Consider the following 20,271-nt stretch of genomic DNA (forward strand, 5'->3'; position numbering starts at 1 on the left):
CGTCTCCGCTAGGGACTTATCTGGATTGGTGACCGATTCCGCCCCGTCGTCAGTTGCTGCTGGCGGCGGGGCTTTTATCGCCCACGTGGTGGATTAAAGGTGATGTTTGATCAGTGTGGTCCGGCTGGTGGTTTTAGGCGGCGTTCGGGCCGCGATGGAAAATGGATGAAAATGAGTCGATCGCCTGAAAACGAAGAACCCTGCTGGCTTTGCGGGCGAGCAGGGTTCTCGAAAATCGATGATCTAAAGTCAGATCGTGAACTACCTGCCAGCCTCCTTGGTTGGATTTTGATTGGGGTCTTCTTTCGCAATATGGGCGAAGCCCGGCCGCATCCCGGTTGCCTGGACAGCGGAGCCAAATACGAGGCCTCCAGTGCCCAGGGACATACCCGTGCAACGCAACCATGCGGTCGCTTGCGAGTGGTGTAGATATGTCGGTGATAAGGTCATTGGCTTTGTCTGTTATCGTGAATAAGTCCGGGAACTTAGCTAGTCAATCAGGAATTTTAAAATAATTCGCAGCGACTAACATACACCCGTTCTATCGCATGAACCCCGGCCCGCCGGAGGCGTTGCCGTAAATGTTTCCCGTCGTGAAGAATGACGGCGATCCTTGATTCCATCAGCCTTGGCAAGTAGTGAACTTTCACTCCCCCTGAATGCGCCGCACCATCCCGTCCCGCTCGCGCAGCGCACGCTGCTCCTCGTCGCCATGCTGGCGATCACCTCCCTGGGCTGCGGCTGAGACGCGCGTTACGCAGTGCGAGAACGGGGAGCCGCTCTTGGGGCGATTAATCAAGCAGCTCCAAGGGAGGCGTCTGCCCCTCGACCGTCCCATGATCACGCCGCGTTGTCTCTCCGAGGCGCCGCAACTTGAGAAAGTCTTCGAGCAGAAGGAATAGTCACCCCAAGCCTGCGGGCGGATTCTGAAGAATTCTTCCCGTTTGAGGACTCCGCTTGCCGAGCAAACGCCGGCGGCGCACGATATAGAGAATAGATGGTCCACTCGCGCCTCACCGAACTTTTTGCGGAAAACTTCACAGCCTACGGGGAATTGGGCGCCTCGGTGAGCGTGTGGCACGACGGGCGGGAAATCGTCTCGCTGGCGGGTGGCTTCAAGGATCGGCAGCACGAGCACGCGTGGACGGAGGAGACGATGGTGCTTTTCTGGTCGGCCACGAAAGGGCTGGCCACGGCGTGTCTCCTGCATGCCTGCCAGGAGCACGACATCGAGTTGACCACGCCAGTGGCGGCGGTCTGGCCGGAATTTGGGCAGGCGGGAAAGGATCGCGTGACGATCGCGCAACTGCTCTCGCATCAGGCCGGTCTCGCGGCCCTTGCCACTCCCACCCCGGTCATGGATCACGAAGCGGTCGCCGCCGCACTGGCCGCCGCGGCGCCGGCGTGGCCACTGGGTGAAGGGCACGGTTACCATCCGCGGACCTTTGGCTTTCTCGTGGATGAAACGCTGCGGCGCATCACCCAAGGGCGCACGCTGCACGACTACTGGTGCATGGAATTTGCCGAACCGCTCGGGCTGGACGTGTGGATCGGCCTGCCACCGGAGCGAGTGCACGAACCGGCCTCGATTTTTCCGACGAAGACGTCGCCGCCGCAGGGGGATGGGTTTTACACGGCGTTCCTTACGCCGGCCTCGCTCACGTCACGCGCCTTCGCCTCACCCCGGGGTCTGCACAGCGTGGCCGCGATGAATGCCCCGGAAGTGCGCGCGGCATCCTTCGGCGCATTCGGCGGCGTCGGCACCGCGCACGGCCTCGCGAAGTTCTACGCCCTGCTCGCGGAAGGCGGAGCACTCGAAGGCCGCCGGTGGTTCGAGCCCCGCACGCTGGACTGGATGACCACCACGCTCACGCAAGGGCCGGACCGGGTGCTCCTGCTGGAGACAGCATTTTCCGCGGGCTTCATGCGTGATCCCGTGGATGCAGCGGGCCGCAAGCTGCGCACGAATTTTGGACCGTCGCTCCAGGCGTTCGGCCATCCCGGCGCAGGCGGCAGCCATGCCTTTGCCGATCCGGAAAACCGCGTCTCTTTCGCCTACGTCATGAACCAAATGGAACCCGGTGTTTTGCCCGGACCCAAGGCGCTGCGCTTGATCGACACCCTCTACGCCACCGTGGCCGGCGAAAAACGATGAACAGTGCGGCCGATCTCGAGCGTTTTCTCCACGAGCAAATCCCGCTGACGGTAGCGATGGGTGTGCAGGTAGCGGAATGCGATGACACCCGCCTCGTGCTCACGGCCCCGCTCGCTCCCAATCGCAACCATCTCCAAACCGCCTTTGGCGGAAGCCTCCACGCCCTGGCCACGCTGAGCGGCTACAGTCTGCTCTGGTGGCTCCTGCGCGAGCCGCACGCCCATATCGTCATTCGCGAAAGCACGATCCGCTATAAAAATCCGGTGCGAGGGGACTTGCGCGCAGTCTGCCATAGTCCTGCGGCGCAGGAACTGGAGCGCTTTCGACGGGATTTCGCGCGCAAAGGGAAAGCGCGCATCAGTCTGGATGCAGTCGTCGAATATGACGACGAGATCGCTGTTCGCTTCAGCGGGGTATTCGTGGCCATAAACTCCTGAGTTTCACCACCCTATCCCGTTGCAGGGGATAACCACCAGGTTGCGATGCTATCTCTCGCCGCCAATGCGGACCCAAAGATACATAATAACCCTGACATTACCGTCGCTCCCTTCACTCTGGCGAATGAGCTTAATATGGCACTCGTGATGCTACGTAGACTAGCCCCTCATGCTTTTCCCAATTTCCCCGCTCGTGCCAAACTCGATTCATTATCGAATCGAATGCTTTTCCCGTGCGTTGCTCCAGTTGGCGAATTTGTGTTTTATAGTTGCCAGAAACCACGGTGAAATGCCACGCTTCGTCTGCAAGAGGAACTCCAATGAACCCACAGGTTCAGTGTCGGTGTCACCGGAGATTTGACGCAGTGATGGTCTGCGTGGGGGAGAGGTCTATCTTGATTTCAGAGCTGCCCTTATGATCGCGTCTCTTCTTTCATTCTTCTCCGAGGACGGCTTCATGCCCCATGGCCATTGCTATTTGTGGACGAAAGGCCTCATCGAGCTTCACGTCATCTCCGACGGATTTATCGCCCTGGCTTATTTTTCGATCCCGATCAGCCTCGCTTGGTTCGTGCGCCGCCGGCGCGATATCGATTTCGGATGGATGTTTCTTCTCTTCGCGGTTTTCATCCTGGCCTGCGGCATGACGCACGCGATGGAAATCTGGAACATCTGGCATGCTACCTATTGGTTATCAGGCACGGTCAAGTGCATCACCGCCATCGCCTCCGTCCCCACCGCCATTCTTTTGACCCGCTTGATGCCGCAAGCGCTGCTCGTCCCCAGCCCGAAACAATTGCAGAGCATCAATCGGGCACTGGAGGAGGAAGTCGTTACCCGGCGCAGTGCGGAGGAAAAGTTACGCGAACTCAATTCCGAGTTGGAAGACCGCGTGGCCCGGCGGACGGCTGATTTACAGGCGGCCAACGTCGAGCTTCGCGGCTTGCTGGAAGAGCGCAAGCGGGCCGAGGAGGCTCAGGCCGAACTGGCCATCATCGTCCAATCGTCCGGCGATGCGATCATCAGCAAAAAGCTCGATGGCACGATCACGAGTTGGAATCCCGGCGCGGAAAGAACTTTCGGCTATACCGCGCGGGAAGCGATCGGGCAACCCATGGTGATGATTTTTCCCCCGGATCGCATCCAGGAAGAGCCGCAAATCATGGCCCGCATTTGCAGTGGCGAGACGCTAGGGCACTTTGAAACGGAGCGGGTGCGCAAGGATGGCGCCCGACTCGACGTCTCGGTGAGCATCTCTCCCATTTGCGATGCTTCCGGCCGGATCGTCGCCGCCTCGACCATCGCGCGGGATATCACCGAGAGCAAGCAGGCGGAAGCGCAGATGCGCAAGATGCTGGCCGAGCTGGAACGGAGCAACCAGGAGTTACAACAGTTTGCCTATGTCGCCTCGCATGACCTCAAGGAACCGTTGCGCGCGGTGACGAGTTGCGTGCAATTGCTGAGCGAGCAGTACGGCTGCAAGCTGGAAGAGCAAGGCCAGGAGTTCATCAACCATGCCGTCGACGGCGCCAAGCGCATGCAGCAGCTCATCGACGACTTGCTCTCGTACTCGCGGCTCGACCAGCAGGAAGCGGAACTGCAGTCCCTCGAGTTTTCGTCCTTGATTCGTCACGCTTGCGAGAATCTCGAGACCGCGATCACCGAGGGAAAAGTGGAGATCCATATTGGGCCGATGCCGACCTTGAAATGCCACGAGGGGCAGATGGTGCAACTCTTTCAGAATCTCCTCGGCAACGCCGTAAAGTTTCGCCGGGAGCAAGCACCGCAAATCTGGGTGACTTCGGAGCGGCGCGATGGCGAGTGGAGCTTTTCTGTTCGTGACAATGGGATCGGCTTTGGGCCGGAATTCCGTGAGCTCGTCTTCGGCCTCTTTCAACGACTGCACACCCGGCGGAAGTACGGCGGTACCGGGATCGGCCTCGCGATCTGCAAAAAAATCGTGGAGCGCAATCAAGGTCGCATCTGGGCGGAATCCCAACCCGGCGAGGGTGCCACCTTTTCGTTCACCCTTCCTGACTAACACATGATCCCACCCGCCCACGGCGCCATCGATATTCTTCTCGTGGAAGACAGTCCCACAGATGCCCTCATCACCCGCGAAGCCCTCAAACAAGCGAAAGTCCTCAACCGCCTGCACCACGTCGAGGATGGCTATGAAGCGATGGATTTTTTGCACCGCAGAGGCGAATTCACGGATGCCCCGCGGCCAGGTCTGATTCTCCTCGATTTGAATCTGCCGAAGAGAAGTGGATTGGCCGTCCTGGCGGAGATTAAGGAAGATCCCCATCTCCAGACGATCCCGGTCGTCGTGCTCACGACTTCCAAGGCGACCAATGAAGTGGAGGCAGCCTACCGCCATCACGCCAATTGTTTCATTACCAAGCCGGTCGAGTTTCGGGATATGGCCCGCTGCATTCGCGCGCTCGAGAACTTCTGGTTTTCCATCGTGACCCTCCCACCCCCTGCGGACGGATAGAAACATGCCGGCGAACTATCCAGTAGTCACAAAAATGCCCGAACAGCAGGGGGGGGAGCTGAAATTGCTGGAGTACGCTCTTTCTCACGATGTGGAAGGTTCGGTGCGCGGGATCAAGAGCGTGGCCGCCATCCTCCTGGACAAACATGCGGCTGCACTCGATGGAGAAGCCGGCGAGCTGGTCCAGCTCCTGGGCGCCGAGGCGCAGCGCGTCAGCCGGTTGCTCGATGGCCTGATGGGCTGGCTGGCCTGTGCGCAACAGCCGTTGGATTTCGCCTGGCAGGACGCGACGAAAATTGCCCATGAAGTGTTTGCCAAGCTCAGCGCATCCGGTCCAGAGCGGCACATTCAATTCTGCGTCGAGCCCCTGCCGCTGCTCTGGAGCGACTCGGCGGCACTACAGGCCATCTTCCGCGAATTGTTGGCCAATGCCCTCAAGTTTACCACTGGCCGGTCCACTCCAGTCGTCACCGTTTCCGCGCGGGAAGCCGAAGGGGAAACGGTGCTGGCGGTGCAGGACAATGGTGTGGGATTCAACGCCCTGCATGGCGAGCAACTGTTCAAACTTTTCCGGCGCATGCATCGTAAGACAGAGTTTGAGGGAGAAGGCGCGGGGCTGGCCATCGTCCGGCAACTCATGCAACGCCACGGCGGCCGGGTCTGGGCGGAGGCGCAAGTCAACCAGGGTGCCACCCTGCACCTGGCATTCCCGAAACCAATTTCCGAGGAGGCCGACACCCCGGCGGCCGTCTATTCGTAAGATGAATGCCACCCTGCGCATATTATTGGTGGAAGATTCGCCGACCGACGTCGTGCTGATCAAAGATGAGCTCCAGAATGGCGGCATTGAATTCACGATCGACCAAGCGGAGACGGAAGCGGAGGTACGTGCCGCGTTATTGCTCAAGCCCGATCTCGTCATGGCGGATTACTCGCTGCCAGGATTCACCGCCATCGACGTCCTCGATTGGTTCAAGCAGAGCGGATCGGACGCACCTTTCATCCTCGTCTCCGGCACCATCGATACCGAAACCGCCGTGGCCTCGATGCGCAAGGGCGCGACCGACTACATCCTGAAAAGCAACCTTCCGGCGCTGCCCGGCGCCGTCCATCGCGCCATCGAGGCACTCACACTTCGCCGGGCGAAAAGGAGTGCCGACCAAAAGGTGAGCTTTCTCGCCCACATGCTGGACCTGGCCCAGGATGCCATCATCGTTTGCGACTTCGATCGCAGCCGGATTCAGTACTGGAACAAAGGCGCGCAAAAGCTCTACGGCTGGACCGCCGGCGAAGTCATGGGCCGGGACGTCAATGAGTTCCTGACGCCGAGCGAAGACCAGACCTGCCAGATGATCAAAAACCTCCTGCGGGACGGAGAATGGAATTGCGAGGTATATCGTCAGCGCCGCACCGGCCAGGAAATCGCCGTGAGCGAGCGGGCGACACTGGCCCGGGACGCGGAAGGCAAACCCAGCGCCATCCTTTTCATCTATCACGACATCACCGAGCGCAAACAAGCCGAGGAACAAATCCACTACCAGGAAGCGCTCATTCGCGAAACCGGGGAAATCGCGCAACTCGGCAGTTGGGAATTCAGTGTCCTGACGGGACATCTCTACTGGACGCCGGAAGTGCTGCGGATTTTCGGCCTGCCTCCGACTCACTCGGCCAGCCTGGAATTAGGCCTGAGTTTCTTCCGCGGAGAAGGCCGGCCGGTAGTCGAGACCGCCCTCAAAGCCGCCGTCGACCAGGCCATACCCTACGATCTGGAATTGGATATCACCGCCGCGGACGGGATCGTCAAAAGGGTCCGCAACGTCGGCCACCCCGTCGTGGAGAAAGGGAAAGTGGTTCGGGTGCGCGGCGTCCTGCAGGATATTACGGTGCAGAAACGGGCCGAGAACCAGTTGCGCGACCAGGCCCAATTGCTCGATCTAACCACGGACGCCATCCTCGTCTCCGACTTCACCACCGGCCAAATCCTCTACTGGAATCAGGGAGCCGAACGCATGCATGGCTGGACGGCAGAAGAAGCCATCGGCGAGCAAGCCGCAGACCTGCTGCTTCTGGATGAACAAGCCGGCCCGAACATCCTCCGCACCGTGGGCGAGAGCGGCGAGTGGAGCGGTGAACTGCACGAACGCACGAAAGCCGGCGGTGAAATCATCGTCAGCTCCCGCGTCACCCTCGTGCGTAACGAATCGGGGCAGCCCAAATCTCTGTTGTCCATTCATACCGATGTCACGGAGCGGAAGTTGCTGGAATCGCAATTCCTGCGAGCGCAGCGCCTGGAGAGCGTCGGCACACTGGCCAGCGGGATCGCCCACGATCTCAATAATATCCTTGCTCCGATCATCATGGCGGGACCGCTGCTGGATGGCGATTTGGCACCGGAGCTCAGGAAAGCCATCGTGCAAACGATCAATACCAGCGCGCGCCGCGGGGTGGAAATCGTTCGCCAGGTATTGACCTTCGCCCGCGGAACGAAGGTCCAGCAGCGACCGGTGAATTGCGAACAACTGATCATGGAGATCACCTCGATCGCGGGGGAGACCTTTCCCAAATCGATCAGCATCGCAGCCAAGGCCAAGCCAGGCTTGTGGACGGCGCTGGGCGACTCCACGCAGCTGCAGCAAATCCTGCTCAACCTCGCGATCAATGCTCGCGACGCCATGCCGGAAGGGGGAACGCTCAGTATTTCAGCCCGGAATTTCGTGGTGGACGCCAGTTTTGCCAGCATGACTCCAGAAGCGAAGGTCGGACCGTATGTGCTCTTGCAAGTCGCGGACACCGGAACGGGCATTTCCAAAGCCATCATCGATAAAATCTTCGACCCGTTTTTTAGTACCAAAGAAGTCGGCAAAGGCACCGGCCTTGGCCTTTCCACGGTCCTGGGCATCGTCAAAAGTCACAACGGTTTCCTAAGCGTGGAAAGCGAACCCCATCGCGGGACGACCTTCAAGGTCTTCATCCCCGCCTCGGCCGCCTGCGGCCTGGATGAAGGCGCCGAACCCGAGATTGCGCCACCACCGCAGGGCACCGGCGAGGTGGTGCTGCTGGTGGAGGACGAGCCCAATATCCGCACCGTTTCCGAAGTGCTCCTGCAACAAGCCGGCTACCGCGTCTTGCTCGCGGCGGACGGCACGGAGGCCATTGCCCGCTACGCCGAGCATCGCCGTGAAATCCAGGTCGTGATCGTCGATGCCGTCATGCCGTTCCTGGACGGAGTCGGTTTGACCCGGGCGCTCCGCAATCTCGACCCGAAGATCAAGGTCATCGGCACCTCCGGAAACAGCGATGACCAGTTGGTCAATGAACTCAAGGCGCTCGGCCTCCAGGCTTTCATTACCAAGCCGTTCGACAAGCACACGTTTTTGACAACACTGCATCAAGTCCTGCACGAAACCAACCCGTGAAACCGATTCGCATTCTTCTCGTCGATGATCACGCCGTGGTCCGAAACGGTGTGCGGTTCGTGCTCGAAAAGCAGCAGGGATGGGAAATCTGCGGCGAAGCGGCGACTGGCCGGGAGGGAGTTGCCGTCGCGAAGGAATTGAATCCCGATGTGGTCATTCAGGATGTCACCCTCCCGGAACTGAGCGGCATCGAAGCGCTAAAACAGATCAAGAGGAACAGCCCCGGCACGGAAGTCATCATCTTCACCGCTCACGAGATGGAAGATCTCGTCCATCAAGTATTCGACGCCGGAGGTCGAAGCTACCTGCTCAAGACGGATGAGAGCAATCACCTGATCGAAGCGGTGCGCGCCGCCGCCGAGCACAAGCCCTACTTTACCCCGCGTGTCTCGGAGATCATCTTTTCCCGTCTGCAGCAGAGCGCCATCGGCGGTGAAAGACCAGCGCCCGGCCAGACGTTGACCACGCGGGAACGCGAGGCGGTGCAATTCATCGCCGAGGGCAAGAGCAACAAGGATCTGGCCCAGCTCATGGGGGTGAGCTTGCGCACGGCGGAGAGCCATCGGGCCGCGATCATGCAAAAGCTCGGCCTGAACACGATCGGGGAACTGATTCGATACGCTCTGCGCAATGGCATCATCGAGCTCTAACAGCGGCGAGCGGAGGCCACACACTCCGTACTAACCGCAGTCTCAATCGGGTAGAACCCGATCCATCCTTTCGCGTCCGCCCGTTCTCTGTGTTGCATGCTTTCTGCAACATAAAACGGGCATGAAAGCCCAGTCTTCCCACTCGAGGCCCTGTTCCGATCCGCGGGTCGCCGGAATCAGCATCCCAGAGGTGCTGGTGGCCCTCTGTGTGATGGCGATCGGCTTCGTTTCGATCTGGATGGCGGCCGGGCAGTGCATCCGCCTTGCCCAAGCCCATCGCGAAACCATCGCGGCGACGGAAACCCTGATGCGCCGGGTGGAGGATTGCCGCGCCGTCGGCTGGAACACCATCGTCAGCGCGCAAGGTATCCAGGCGGACATTCTTCAGACACCGGCCGCCGACGGAGGCTATCTCACCAATGTCGAGGAGCAGATCACCATCACTCCTTACCCTCCGGTCAGCCCGGCGCCGACCCCCATCGTGGTGCAGCGCCATGCCAACGGGTCGGTGCAAATCGTCTCGGAGCCGGCCGCGGGTCTTTACCTCCGCTCGCTCCTCGCTGTGCGCGCGGATCTCCAGGTGACCTGGACCAGCGGTCAAAACCAGCGTCAACGCCAGCGCCAAAACTCCACGGTCATTTCGATGCAAGGCCTGCTCCGATGAAAGCTTCCCCTCTTCACTCGCCGAGAAACCCGGCCACTCGCGGCACTACGCTCGTCGAACTGCTCTGCGCCATGGGCATGATGGTCATCGCCGTCGGCGCCGCGTTGGTCACGTTCATCGGCATCCAACGCAGCCTTGCCACGTCGCTGTATCAGGTGAATGCGCAGAGCGACCAAAATCGCGTCTTCGCTTATTTGCGACGCGATTTGCGCGGAGCCTCCGCCGTGCAGATCACCGCGCAAGGCACCGAGGTCACCGTGACCCAATCCACCCAGAGCGCGCCCACGCTGAACCTCAACCTGGGCTTGCCGCTCCTCTCGCTGCTGGGGGCGCCCTCCAGCGCGACCACCACCGCCAATACGGTTCGCTACTATCGGCAGGGCACCAGCATCATCCGGGAATTCAATGGCGCCCCGACGCAACTGACCGATTCCGCGACGCTGTTTCAAGTGAGCCGGAGCGGCACGCTCATGCAGATCAACGCCGCCTTCCAGCCGCGCTTTTCGCTCGCGAACCGGCCCGCCAGCACGGCGGCCACCACGGTCGCCGCCTACGTGCACCTGCTCAATGCCTCCGCCCAATGAAGACCAGCCCCCTCCCCCGCCACACCGAACGAGGCCACGCCATGCTCCTCGCCTTGGGAATCCTCACGATCCTGGCCGTGCTCGCCGGCTCCACGTTGAACGCGATCAGCAGCCGCTACAAGACCGCCCTGCGCACCGCGGCTTGGGAGGAATCACTGCTCGCCGCCGAATCCGGCGTGGACATGACGGTGGCCCAATTGGCCGGCCTCCTGCCCGATGTGCAGTTGAGCAATAACGGCGTGGCCCTCGGCACTTCCACTCCCTCCCTCGCGCTCGTCACCGGTCTCAAGCTCGAGCCAGGCGGCCTCAATCTTGCGAATGGACTCACCGTCGCCCTGACGATGGATCCGCTGATCCACAGCGGAGAAGGCGCGACGACCTCGAGCGCCACGGTGAGCATCGACGTGCTTCCACTGGACCAGTTGCTCAACGGCCAGTTGCTCAGCGGGCTCACCGGTCTGCTTTCCGGCAGCCAGGCATCATCCGTGAATCTGTTGCGCTTGCGCTCGACCGGCACCGTCTACCTTCCCGGCCCGAACCGCACGGCGGACATCTCGAAGCTCGATTCGCAACTGATGCGGCTGGCGCTGGTGCGCGATCCCGCCACGGGGAAAAGCGTGAGCAAGCCGTTCGCCTCCCGGCAGATCGAGGTGCTGCTCAAGCCGGTCTTTCCCTTCGAGCACGGCGTCGCCACCGACGGCCTCGTCAACGCGCCCAACGCTCTCACCAATTTCGACAGCTTCAATTCCGCCAGCGCGCTGACCAGCACGAACGGCCTTTACGATTCCGCGAAGCGCCGCTCCAACATGGAACTCTCCTCCAACGGCTCCACCTTGACCCTCGCCGGAACCGTCTACGGCAACGTCTCGACGGACGGCGGCAACATCGTCAAGGACTCGCACGTCACCGGCACGGTCAACAACGCCTACTTCCGCGCGTTGCCCACGGCCAAGGCGCCCACCTGGACCACGGCGGCGACTACCGTGAACGGCACCAAGACCGTGACCGCCGGCTCATTGCTCTCCCCGAGCACCTACAAGTTCAACAGCGTGACGGGCACGCTGCACGTCACCGGCAATGCCCTGGGCCTGCTCGGCAATATCCTCGGCCAGATCCCCGTCGTGGGCAGCGTAGTGAGCGCGGAAGCGGACATCTATGTGACTGGCAATTTTTCCGGCACCATCATCGTCGACCCGGGTGTGAAGGCCAAAGTCTACGTGCAAGGCAACGTGACGATGGCCGCCAATCAATTGCAGAACAACAGCCAGCGCGCTGCGGAGCTGCAAATCCTCGGCGTCCCGGCGAGCGACGGCGCGACCCACACCATCAGCATCGACACGACCGGCAACCCGATTGCCTCGATCTACGCGCCCACCCACAACGTGACGCTCACCGGCAACGGAGATTTTTCCGGCGCGATCACCGCCGCCCAGCTGCAAATCCCCAGCAGCGCCGCCGTCCATTTCGACGAGGCGCTCGCCCTCGAGCCTGGTCTCCTGCTCGGCTACGAGCTGGTGAGCTGGCAGGAAATTTCCACCAATTAAACCCGGAGAACCCCATGACCATCCCCCATCCCACCTATCGCGCAGTCGCGAACTTCTACCCCGTGGCCCTCATCGCGGCCCTCATCTCCCTTTGCTGGATGGGGCAGCGACACCAGCACGCCGTCCAGGAATACGCCGACCTCGAGCACACGCTGAAAGGCTTCTTTCACTCCGCCCGGGATGAAGCCCAGGAGGCCTTCGCCGCCGGTGATTTCCAGCGCGCCGCCGCACTCCTCGACCCGACCGTTCCCGGCGCCAAGGCCGACTCCACGGCCATGCTCCTGCGCGCCCGCTCGCTGGAATGCCTCGGTTACTTTCCCGAGGCCGCCAAGGCCTACACCACACTCGAGCAGATGCCGGGCAGACATCTCGCCATCCTGCGCGGCAAGGCCTTCTGCCAGCGCATGGCCAGCGAAAGAATCCCCGCCCGCGTTCCTTCCAAGGAAGTGCTCTACCGCCTCCACGATGAATTGATGCGGCGCGGCGATCCCGCTTCCGCGCGCTTCGTCGCCCGCAAGCTCCTGCCTGATGTGCAGCCCCTGCGCGCCAGCTTGCGCGTTCTGTTGCACAACTTCGACGCGCACGCCGAATTGGTCGCCAGCGCAGACGCCGGCCTGGTCGATGTCACCGTCACCCGTTGGGATCCACAGATGCTCGACCTGCTGCGCGACTTGCGGATCGGCAGCTTGAACATCGCGCAATCCAACCTGGAAGATACCCGCGTGTTCACCGGCCTGGATGTCTGTTCGCTCAATCTCAGCGACAACCGCCTCGGCGATCTCACCCCGCTGCGCACACTGCCCTTGCGCCAGCTTCGGCTCGACCATACCAACACCGCCGATGTGCGCCCGCTGGCCGGCCTGCCGCTGCGCGAGTTGCACCTCTCCCACACGCTGGTCAGCTCGATTCAGTCCCTCAGCTTGTGCCCGCTGCAAAAGCTCGACCTTTCCCATACCGCCGTGCGCAGCATCGACGCGCTGCGCGGCATGGAGCTGCGCGAACTCAATCTTTCGCACACCCACGTCACCGACCTCTCGGCGCTCACCGGCATGCCCCTCGAACGCCTCGCCGTCGACGGCACCTCCGTCCACGATCTCCGCGCCATCGCCGGTGCCCAGCTCAAGTATCTCTCCGTGGCCGGCACTGCGATCAAGGACATCGACGCCCTGGCCGACATGCCGCTCACCGAGCTCGACCTCCGCGGCTGCGAACTGCTCACCGACGTGCAGGTCCTCACGCGCTGCCCGCGCCTCGAGCGCGTCTACCTCCCGCGCCAGCTCAAAGCTCCTGCCGATCATTGGCAATTGCCGCGCCTCCGCTTCATCGAAACCGAGCGGCAGCCTGAGTCGGCCATCGCGCAGAAGTAGTTCCAGGCAGCTAAACACCGACGACGGACACCACCACGCTGCGCCGATGCGGCGCGCGGCGGTGCTCGAAGAGAAAGATCCCCTGCCAGGTGCCGAGCTGCATCTCCCCCTGCGCGATCGGCACCACTTCGCTGGTCCGCGTGAGCACCATGCGCAAGTGCGAGGGCATGTCGTCGGGGCCTTCCGCGGTGTGCACGAAGTAATCCTGCTCCTCCGGCACGAGCCGCTCGAAGAAGGCATGCAGATCGGTGCGCGCCGAGGGATCGGCATTTTCGTAAATGATGAGGCTCGCACTGGTGTGCTGCACGAACACCGTCACCGTTCCGGTCTTCACGCCACTCGCACGCACGATCCGCGCGACTTCATCGGTGATTTCATAAGTCCCCTTCCCGCGGGTCGGAACCTGGAAAGAGTCGCAATGGGCATTCATGGCGCGCATCCAAGCCGAGCCAGTGGGGTCCAGAAAAGGCGATTGTGATTCATATGAGGCGGTGAGGTGGAGGCTTTGCAAAAAATGAGCCTTGAGCAGCCTTGATTTGCCTTGAGTCACCTTGATTGGCCTGAGTCAGCATGGGCGAAATCAAGGGTGCGATTCGGTGCGATTTCTCTGTAGAGGGGCCCGTTTCAAGACGCCTTTCAAGGCACCGCACGGCATCGGAAAAATATGAGATACGATTAGGCACGACTGGGCACGATTACTCTGGATTCGCCCTGCGATTCCCATTCGACTTCGCCTCATCACCCCTCGGAAATCAGAGCCCGCCCGGATGCGGTGGGATCGAGTGGGATTCGGTCGGATTCTCTCTGTAGAGTGATTGCCGAAAGTAATTACCGAATCCGAACCGGCTTTGGACGCCGGAGGCGTCACGGAGATTAGCCGATCAGAGCCTGCCCCGAGCCTGCCGAATGGGTCAGCCACCGGACAAGAGGTCGCCCCGTCTCCGCCCCAGCGGGGCGGCAGAATTGGATGGAATGGTGTGTGATATGGCATGCGCTAGTGACCTTTCTCCTGAAACTCTTCCGCGAAGACCGTCCCGACCAACCTCCGAAACCAATCCGCAGTTTCCTTTCCTCAATCGACGCACACAGTATAAGCCATATATCTGGAAAAGTCAACTCATTGTTCCGGCTTTGTTCCGATCAGGCAGCGCTCAAGGAAGCGTTCGCGCGGAGTTCGGTGAGGATGGCGTCGACGTTCTTTTTCGCGTCGCCGAAGAGCATGCGGGTGTTTTCCTTGAAGAAGAGCGGGTTCTCCACGCCGGCGTAACCGCTGGCCATGCTGCGCTTCATGACGATGGCGGTGGTGGATTTCCAGACTTCCAGGACGGGCATGCCGTAGATGGGGCTGGAGGGGTCGTCGAGGGCGCCAGGGTTGACGATGTCATTGGCGCCGATGACCAGCGCGACGTCGGTGCTGGGGAAGTCTGCGTTCACCTCTTCCATCTCGAGCACGATGTCGTAGGGCACTTTCGCCTCGGCGAGGAGGACGTTCATGTGGCCGGGCAGGCGGCCGGCGACGGGATGAATGGCAAAGCGCACGGTGACGCCACGCGCCTTGAGATGCCGGGCGATTTCGTAGAGCGGATACTGCGCCTGTGCGACGGCCATGCCGTAACCGGGAATGATGACCACGCTCCTGGCGTCTTCGAGCAGCGTGGCGGTGTCTGACGGGGAAATCGGGGTGACTTCGCCTTGCGGTTCGCCGCTCGCGCGCGCGGCGGGAGCGGCCCCTTCGTCGGCACCGAAGCCGCCGAGGATGACGCTGATGAACGAGCGGTTCATCGCGTGGCACATGATGTAGCTGAGAATCGCGCCGCTGGAACCGACGAGCGCGCCGGTGATGATGAGCAGATCGTTATCGAGCATGAAGCCGGCGGCGGCGGCGGCCCAGCCGGAGTAGCTATTGAGCATGGAGACCACGACCGGCATGTCCGCGCCGCCGATGGCCATGACGAGATGCACGCCGAGCAGGCCGGCGAGGACCATCATCACGAGCAGCGGCACGAGGCCGCCGGTGCCGCTCGCGCTGATGAACTTCGCGCCCATGACCAGGCAGGCGGCGAGCACGCTGAGATTCATCCAGTGCCGCTGGGGCAGAATCAGCGGTTTGCTCCGCAGCAGCCCGCGCAACTTTCCGAAGGCAACGATGGAACCGGTGAAGGTGATGGCGCCGACGAAGACGCCGAGGAAGATTTCAACTTCATGAATGACGGCCTCCGCCCGCGTGGGAAAAGTCGTGCCATGGAGATAACTGGCGAGGCCGACCAGCACGGCCGCTGCACCGACGAAACTGTGCAACGCGGCGACCAATTCCGGCATGGCGGTCATCTGCACGCGCCGCGCCAGCACCGCGCCGATCGAGCCGCCGACCCCGACCGCAATGATCAGCAAGCTGTAGGAATGGACGGCGCCGAAGGCGGTGATGGCGAGGGCGATCAGCATGCCGATCACGCCGTAGGTGTTGCCCCGCCGCGCCGAGGACTGCGCGCTCAAGCCGCCGAGGCTCATGATAAACAAGATCCCCGCGGCGAGGTAGAGAGCAGTGATGAAACCTTGTGACATGCGCGTCTTACTTTTGGAACATGCGCAGCATGCGCTGGGTGACCATGAAGCCGCCCGCAATGTTGATGGTGGCGAGCAACACCGCCACCGCGGACAAGATGGTGACCGGGGAGGAAAGCGGTCCGGAAATTTGCAGCATGCCGCCCACGAGGATGATTCCGCTGATCGCGTTGGTGACACTCATCAGCGGGGTATGCAGCGCGGGTGTGACATTCCACACGACCTGCCAGCCGACGAAGCACGCGAGGACAAAGACGGTGAGATGGGAGACGAGTTCGCGGGGCGCGACCGCGCCGACGAGAGCGAGGATAAGGAACGCGCCGAGCATCACTGCCGTCTGGAGTTTTTTGTTGGGGACAGCCGGGACGCCATGAGTGGCGGGGGCTGAAATTTTCGCGGGAGCGACCCCCGGTTTGGCTGCCGGCGCGGGGCGCGGAGGTGGCCAGAGCAGCGCGCCGTCGTGGACGACGATTGCGCCGCGCACGATGGGATTTTCCTGGTCGATGTGAAAGTTCAGGCCGCCGCCCATGTCGGCGAGGAGGTGGAGCAAATTGGTGCCATAGAGCTGGCTGGCCGTGGGAGCGAGGCGGCTGGGCAGATCGACAAAGCCGATCACGGTCACGCCGTTGTGCACCACGACTTCGTCAGGCTTGGTGACCGCGCAATTGCCGCCGGCTTCGGCGGCGAGATCCACGATCACCGAACCGGGCCGCATGCTGTTGACCATCTCCTGCGTGACGAGTTGCGGAGCGACCTTGCCGGGGATGAGCGCGGTGGTGATGACGATGTCTACTTCAAGGCATTGCTGCGCGAGCAGCGCCATCTCGGCGGCGATAAAAGCGGGGCTCATCTCCTTGGCATAACCGCCGACGCCGCTGCCATCCTCCTCGATGTCCACGGTCAGAAATTCGGCGCCCATGCTGTGGACCTGTTCGCGCACTTCGGGCCGGGTATCGAAGGCGCGCACGATCGCGCCGAGGCTGCGCGCCGCACCGATCGCCGACAACCCGGCGACGCCCGCGCCGATGATGAGCACCTTCGCCGGCGGCACGCGGCCCGCCGCCGTGATCTGACCGGTGAAGAAACGGCCGTAGTAACTCGCCGCCTCGATGACGGCGCGATAGCCGGCAATGTTCGACATCGAACTCAGCGCGTCCATTTTCTGCGCGCGGGTGATGCGCGGCACCTGGTCCATGGCGAAGGCGGTGACCTTGCGCGCGCGCAGCCGCTCCACCAATTCCTGGTTCTTCGCGGGCCAGAGGAAAGAGATGAGGACGGCGCCCTCCCGCAGCAGGTCGGCCTCGTGCTTCTGCGAGGCCGCGTCCATTTCCGGCGGGTGCACCTTGAGCACGATCTCGCTCGCGCTCCAGAGTTCCGCCCGGTCCACGATCTTCGCGCCGGCCGTCTGGTAATCCGCGTCGGGAAACGAGGCTCCTCCCCCGGCACCGGACTCGATGCACACCTCGAAGCCGAGCTTCACCAGACGGCGCGTGGTGTCCGGAGTGGCGGCGACGCGGCGTTCTCCGGGGCGGATTTCCCTGGCGATGCCGACTTTCATGGCGTCGAGCCGGGGAGAAGATTCATTTTTGACGTGGGGGAGTCGGAACCGAATTGGCGTGTCCGCATGACATCACGGCGAGCCTATTTCGTGCCGGGGGGGCGTCAAGTGTGGACGGGGTAGCGAGCGATGCATCTCCAATATCATTCCGGCATCTGACGCCGGGCGTGAGAGGAAAGGCAGATATCAGAGGTCCTTCTCCCGCAGTCGCGGGATCAGGATGACGGTGGGGGGCACCCGTCTAGCCTGCCTTGCCGAGGTCGAGAAACACGATGCTCGAGGGATTGCCGACGGGCGTGATCTGGCCGGTGAAGGTGAGGGCGCCGGCTTTGCGATCGACCTTGAAAATCGCGATGTTGTCGGCGCGCTGGTTGAGCGAATAGAGGAAAGTCCCAGTGGGATCGAAGCCGAAGCTGCGCGGGTAATCGCCGCGGGTCCATTCCTCGCCGACGAAAGTGAGCGCGCCCGTTTTTTCATCCACGGCGAAGAAGGCGATGCTGTCGTGCAGGCGATTCGCCACGTAGACAAACCGGCCATCGTCGGACACGGCGATCTCGGAGGTGAAATTGCTGCCGGCAAAGCCAGGCGGGAGGCTGGAGATGGTCTGCCGCGGCGCGAGCCGACCCAGCGCGCCGTCGTAGTCGAAGAGGACGATGGTGGAGCCTTCTTCCTGCAGCGAATAGAACCAGTAGCCATTGGGATGGAAGGAGAAGTGGCGCGGGCCATCTCCCGGTGGCAGCGCGATCGCGTGGGGATCGTTCGCGGTGAGCACGCCTGCTTTGTCGTCGAACTTCCAGACGCGGAGCTGGTCCATGCCCATCTCGACGGAGATGACGAAACGGCCCGAGGGATCGCCCGCGATCATATGCTCGTGCACCTGATCGTGGCCGCTGACGGCGAAGCTGCCGGGAGGCGCGCTCGTGGCCTTCTTCGGCCCGATCGTGCCGGCGTCTTGCTTGAAATCGCTCACCGCGCCGAGACTGCCATCGGGCAGAATCGGCAGCACCGCCACCGAGCCGCCGAAATAATTGGCGACCAGCACGAACTTCCCGGAGGGGTGAATGCTCAAGTGGGCCGGGCCGGCGCCGCCGGAGCTGACGGTGTTCAGCAAGGTCAACTTTCCGGTGGCACGATCGATGGCGAAACTGCTGATCGATCCCGCCTCATTCTCCGGACGCAAATCGGTTTCATCCGTGGAATACAAACGGGTCCCCGCGGCATTGATCGCGAGGCAATTGGGACTCGTCGCCAGCTCGAACAACCCGTGCGGCGTCAAAGCGCCCGTCGCGCGATCCACCAAAAACGAGTAAATGCCCTTCCCATTGCCCGCCGGCAAATCCACCTGCCCCGCACGGATAAACGGCAGCGGAGAACTATACGTGCCGACATAGGCGATGAGCGGCCCGCCGGCCGCCGCCGCACTCGCGGGCGCCTGCCACAACGAGGCCGCAATCGACCCGCCACCGGCCATGGCGGAGGCTTTCAGAAACGAGCGGCGGGAGAGAATGGGGGGAATCATAGGAGGAGGAGAATGGAGTTGAGCCGCGAATCTTGACAGGCTTTCCGAGAGTGTTACCAGCCCCCCTATTTTGCAACGCCGCGGATGGCGCGTCATCGCGCCGGCGCGCCCAGGCGCTGGTGCAATTCATGCACCTTGCCGACGATGCGTTCCTCGAGCGTGTCCGCCCACCCGGCGGCGGCTTCGTAGCCGCCTTCCTGCTGCACGCGTAGGCTCGGCATGTAGCCGCAATAGTCGTTGGAGTAACCGGCGATCCACACGGCCGCAGGACCGGCCAGTTCGCGTTTGAGGCGCAGGCTGTAATCGACCACGACTTCGCTGCCCAGCGCGGCGATGACGAGATCGGGGCCGAGGTGAATGACCTGAATCGGATAGTCGTGCGGCGAACGCCCCGGCTTGGCGTAGTCGAGGGGGATCTCTTCGAAAGCGCTGCGGATCGGGCCGTGAATGGGTCGCGGATTCACCGTCATGGCCATCTCCACGGCGTTGGCCAGCGACCGGCCATGTTGCTGCGTGAGTTCCACATCGCTGATGCCCGGCACCACTTCGGAGCGGCGCGGATACGGATTCTGGTCACCGCCGCAGCCCATGAGGAAAAGCGCCGTGAAGCCGGGCCGATGCTCTTGCAGATACTCCTGCGCGTAACCGGCGTAATCGCCGCAGTAGTGGTAAAAGCCGAGGCTGGTATTGTGGCAGGCGTAGCCGAAAAGCACGGCGCGCAAGGTGCCGTCGGGCGCCTCCACGCGCAGCGCCGGCACCTCGTGATCGACGGGACCATTGGGATTCGGCGCGAGCTTCGCATTGGGATCGTCCGCGGGCAGTGCGTAGTCGCGCCGGCGGTTCATGGCGAAGCCGCAGCGGGCGCGATTCCACGTGAGGCGCGCCGGCTGCAGATTGCCAAGCGCCTGTCCGATGACCGCGACCAGCTTTTCCTGGAGGCCTTGCGTGTACTCGTAGGAATCGCGGACACCCGGCTTCTCCAGTTCCTGTTCCGTGGGCGCGACGGGACGCAAGGAGGGGCCGGAGTGCGTGTGCGACGCATTCATGAGCAGCGCGGCAGGCGGCAGGTGAAATTGCTGCTCGGCCTGCGCCGCCACCGCGCGCCGTATCGCCTGCGGAACTCCGATCAAATCCATGGTCACGATGACCGCGCGACCGCCTTGCTCATCTTCGAGCGCGAGCGCCTTCGCGAAGAGGTCCTGCACCTTGCCTTCCGCAGGTTTCTTGCGCGCCGCGTATCCGGCCATGAAGAGATTCTTCTCCGGGGTCACAATCACGGATGCCGCGCCTGCTTTCCAGGTTGCGGGCACATAGGGTG

General features: G+C 62.2%; 16 protein-coding genes. 11 read left to right on the forward strand and 5 right to left on the reverse strand.

Annotated features, from left to right (window positions below; all coding sequences use genetic code 11):
* The first annotated feature begins 997 nt into the window (after positions 1 to 997).
* From ABJF10_RS10845 to ABJF10_RS10895, 11 genes are all read left to right on the forward strand, one after another.
* A complete protein-coding gene (locus ABJF10_RS10845) occupies positions 998 to 2,155 on the forward strand; it encodes a serine hydrolase domain-containing protein (protein WP_348544582.1) in 1,158 nt (385 codons plus the stop codon).
* Positions 2,152 to 2,592 carry a YiiD C-terminal domain-containing protein gene (locus ABJF10_RS10850; RefSeq protein WP_348544583.1) on the forward strand — a complete coding sequence of 147 codons (441 nt, stop codon included), beginning with the start codon at positions 2,152 to 2,154 and terminating at the stop codon, positions 2,590 to 2,592. The genes ABJF10_RS10845 and ABJF10_RS10850 overlap by 4 nt, the downstream gene beginning before the upstream one ends.
* A gap of 415 nt (positions 2,593 to 3,007) precedes the next feature.
* Positions 3,008 to 4,633 (forward strand): PAS domain S-box protein, encoded by a 1,626-nt coding sequence (locus tag ABJF10_RS10855; RefSeq protein ID WP_348544584.1) that lies wholly within the window; start codon positions 3,008 to 3,010, stop codon positions 4,631 to 4,633.
* Positions 4,634 to 4,636: 3 nt separating this feature from the next.
* Complete coding sequence (locus ABJF10_RS10860; protein ID WP_348544585.1) at positions 4,637 to 5,089, forward strand: response regulator; 453 nt, start codon at positions 4,637 to 4,639, stop codon at positions 5,087 to 5,089.
* A 34-nt stretch (positions 5,090 to 5,123) separates the two neighbouring features.
* Positions 5,124 to 5,849 carry an ATP-binding protein gene (locus ABJF10_RS10865; RefSeq protein WP_348544586.1) on the forward strand — a complete coding sequence of 242 codons (726 nt, stop codon included), beginning with the start codon at positions 5,124 to 5,126 and terminating at the stop codon, positions 5,847 to 5,849.
* Between the two features lies 1 nt (position 5,850).
* Positions 5,851 to 8,505, forward strand: coding sequence for a PAS domain S-box protein (locus ABJF10_RS10870; RefSeq protein ID WP_348544587.1), 2,655 nt, complete (start codon positions 5,851 to 5,853; stop codon positions 8,503 to 8,505).
* Entirely contained in the window at positions 8,502 to 9,155 is a 654-nt protein-coding gene (locus ABJF10_RS10875) for a response regulator transcription factor (RefSeq protein ID WP_348544588.1), read from the forward strand. Before ABJF10_RS10870 ends, ABJF10_RS10875 begins: the two co-directional genes overlap by 4 nt.
* 121 nt (positions 9,156 to 9,276) lie before the next feature.
* The gene (locus tag ABJF10_RS10880; protein ID WP_348544589.1) at positions 9,277 to 9,819 is read left to right on the forward strand and encodes a hypothetical protein; all 543 of its coding nucleotides are present in this window, start codon (positions 9,277 to 9,279) and stop codon (positions 9,817 to 9,819) included.
* Positions 9,816 to 10,403, forward strand: coding sequence for a hypothetical protein (locus ABJF10_RS10885; protein ID WP_348544590.1), 588 nt, complete (start codon positions 9,816 to 9,818; stop codon positions 10,401 to 10,403). Before ABJF10_RS10880 ends, ABJF10_RS10885 begins: the two co-directional genes overlap by 4 nt.
* The gene (locus tag ABJF10_RS10890; RefSeq protein ID WP_348544591.1) at positions 10,400 to 11,947 is read left to right on the forward strand and encodes a hypothetical protein; all 1,548 of its coding nucleotides are present in this window, start codon (positions 10,400 to 10,402) and stop codon (positions 11,945 to 11,947) included. Before ABJF10_RS10885 ends, ABJF10_RS10890 begins: the two co-directional genes overlap by 4 nt.
* Positions 11,948 to 11,961: 14 nt before the next feature.
* Positions 11,962 to 13,314 (forward strand): hypothetical protein, encoded by a 1,353-nt coding sequence (locus ABJF10_RS10895; protein ID WP_348544592.1) that lies wholly within the window; start codon positions 11,962 to 11,964, stop codon positions 13,312 to 13,314.
* A gap of 10 nt (positions 13,315 to 13,324) precedes the next feature.
* Here the strand turns inward: ABJF10_RS10895 and ABJF10_RS10900 are convergent, their stop codons facing one another.
* The 5 genes from ABJF10_RS10900 to ABJF10_RS10920 all read right to left on the reverse strand — a co-directional run bounded on the left by ABJF10_RS10900 (position 13,325) and on the right by ABJF10_RS10920 (position 20,230).
* Positions 13,325 to 13,744: a secondary thiamine-phosphate synthase enzyme YjbQ gene (locus tag ABJF10_RS10900; RefSeq protein WP_348544593.1), complete on the reverse strand. Its 420-nt coding sequence runs from the start codon at positions 13,742 to 13,744 to the stop codon at positions 13,325 to 13,327.
* 710 nt (positions 13,745 to 14,454) lie between these two features.
* The gene (gene pntB, locus ABJF10_RS10905) at positions 14,455 to 15,876 is read right to left on the reverse strand and encodes a Re/Si-specific NAD(P)(+) transhydrogenase subunit beta (protein ID WP_348544594.1); all 1,422 of its coding nucleotides are present in this window, start codon (positions 15,874 to 15,876) and stop codon (positions 14,455 to 14,457) included.
* A gap of 7 nt (positions 15,877 to 15,883) precedes the next feature.
* Positions 15,884 to 17,434: a Re/Si-specific NAD(P)(+) transhydrogenase subunit alpha gene (locus ABJF10_RS10910; protein ID WP_348544595.1), complete on the reverse strand. Its 1,551-nt coding sequence runs from the start codon at positions 17,432 to 17,434 to the stop codon at positions 15,884 to 15,886.
* Positions 17,435 to 17,675: 241 nt separating this feature from the next.
* Positions 17,676 to 18,953, reverse strand: coding sequence for a lactonase family protein (locus ABJF10_RS10915; RefSeq protein ID WP_348544596.1), 1,278 nt, complete (start codon positions 18,951 to 18,953; stop codon positions 17,676 to 17,678).
* A gap of 92 nt (positions 18,954 to 19,045) precedes the next feature.
* On the reverse strand, positions 19,046 to 20,230 hold the full coding sequence (locus tag ABJF10_RS10920; RefSeq protein WP_348544597.1) for a neutral/alkaline non-lysosomal ceramidase N-terminal domain-containing protein: 1,185 nt from the start codon (positions 20,228 to 20,230) through the stop codon (positions 19,046 to 19,048).
* Between the last annotated feature and the right edge of the window lie 41 nt (positions 20,231 to 20,271).

It is taken from the genome of Chthoniobacter sp. (assembly GCF_040003245.1).
Taxonomy (GTDB): Bacteria; Verrucomicrobiota; Verrucomicrobiia; order Chthoniobacterales; family Chthoniobacteraceae; genus Chthoniobacter.

Bases quoted from the DNA above. Each gene is read 5' to 3' on its own strand.
- ABJF10_RS10860 (WP_348544585.1), top strand. From the start codon at position 4,637: ATGATCCCACCCGCCCACGGCGCCATCGATATTCTTCTCGTGGAAGAC.
- ABJF10_RS10865 (WP_348544586.1), top strand. From the start codon at position 5,124: ATGCCCGAACAGCAGGGGGGGGAGCTGAAATTGCTGGAGTACGCTCTT.
- ABJF10_RS10900 (WP_348544593.1), bottom strand. From the start codon at position 13,744: ATGAATGCCCATTGCGACTCTTTCCAGGTTCCGACCCGCGGGAAGGGG.
- pntB (WP_348544594.1), bottom strand. From the start codon at position 15,876: ATGTCACAAGGTTTCATCACTGCTCTCTACCTCGCCGCGGGGATCTTG.
- ABJF10_RS10890 (WP_348544591.1), top strand. From the start codon at position 10,400: ATGAAGACCAGCCCCCTCCCCCGCCACACCGAACGAGGCCACGCCATG.
- ABJF10_RS10895 (WP_348544592.1), top strand. From the start codon at position 11,962: ATGACCATCCCCCATCCCACCTATCGCGCAGTCGCGAACTTCTACCCC.
- ABJF10_RS10880 (WP_348544589.1), top strand. From the start codon at position 9,277: ATGAAAGCCCAGTCTTCCCACTCGAGGCCCTGTTCCGATCCGCGGGTC.
- ABJF10_RS10855 (WP_348544584.1), top strand. From the start codon at position 3,008: ATGATCGCGTCTCTTCTTTCATTCTTCTCCGAGGACGGCTTCATGCCC.
- ABJF10_RS10885 (WP_348544590.1), top strand. From the start codon at position 9,816: ATGAAAGCTTCCCCTCTTCACTCGCCGAGAAACCCGGCCACTCGCGGC.
- ABJF10_RS10850 (WP_348544583.1), top strand. From the start codon at position 2,152: ATGAACAGTGCGGCCGATCTCGAGCGTTTTCTCCACGAGCAAATCCCG.
- ABJF10_RS10870 (WP_348544587.1), top strand. From the start codon at position 5,851: ATGAATGCCACCCTGCGCATATTATTGGTGGAAGATTCGCCGACCGAC.
- ABJF10_RS10845 (WP_348544582.1), top strand. From the start codon at position 998: ATGGTCCACTCGCGCCTCACCGAACTTTTTGCGGAAAACTTCACAGCC.
- ABJF10_RS10915 (WP_348544596.1), bottom strand. From the start codon at position 18,953: ATGATTCCCCCCATTCTCTCCCGCCGCTCGTTTCTGAAAGCCTCCGCC.
- ABJF10_RS10910 (WP_348544595.1), bottom strand. From the start codon at position 17,434: ATGAAAGTCGGCATCGCCAGGGAAATCCGCCCCGGAGAACGCCGCGTC.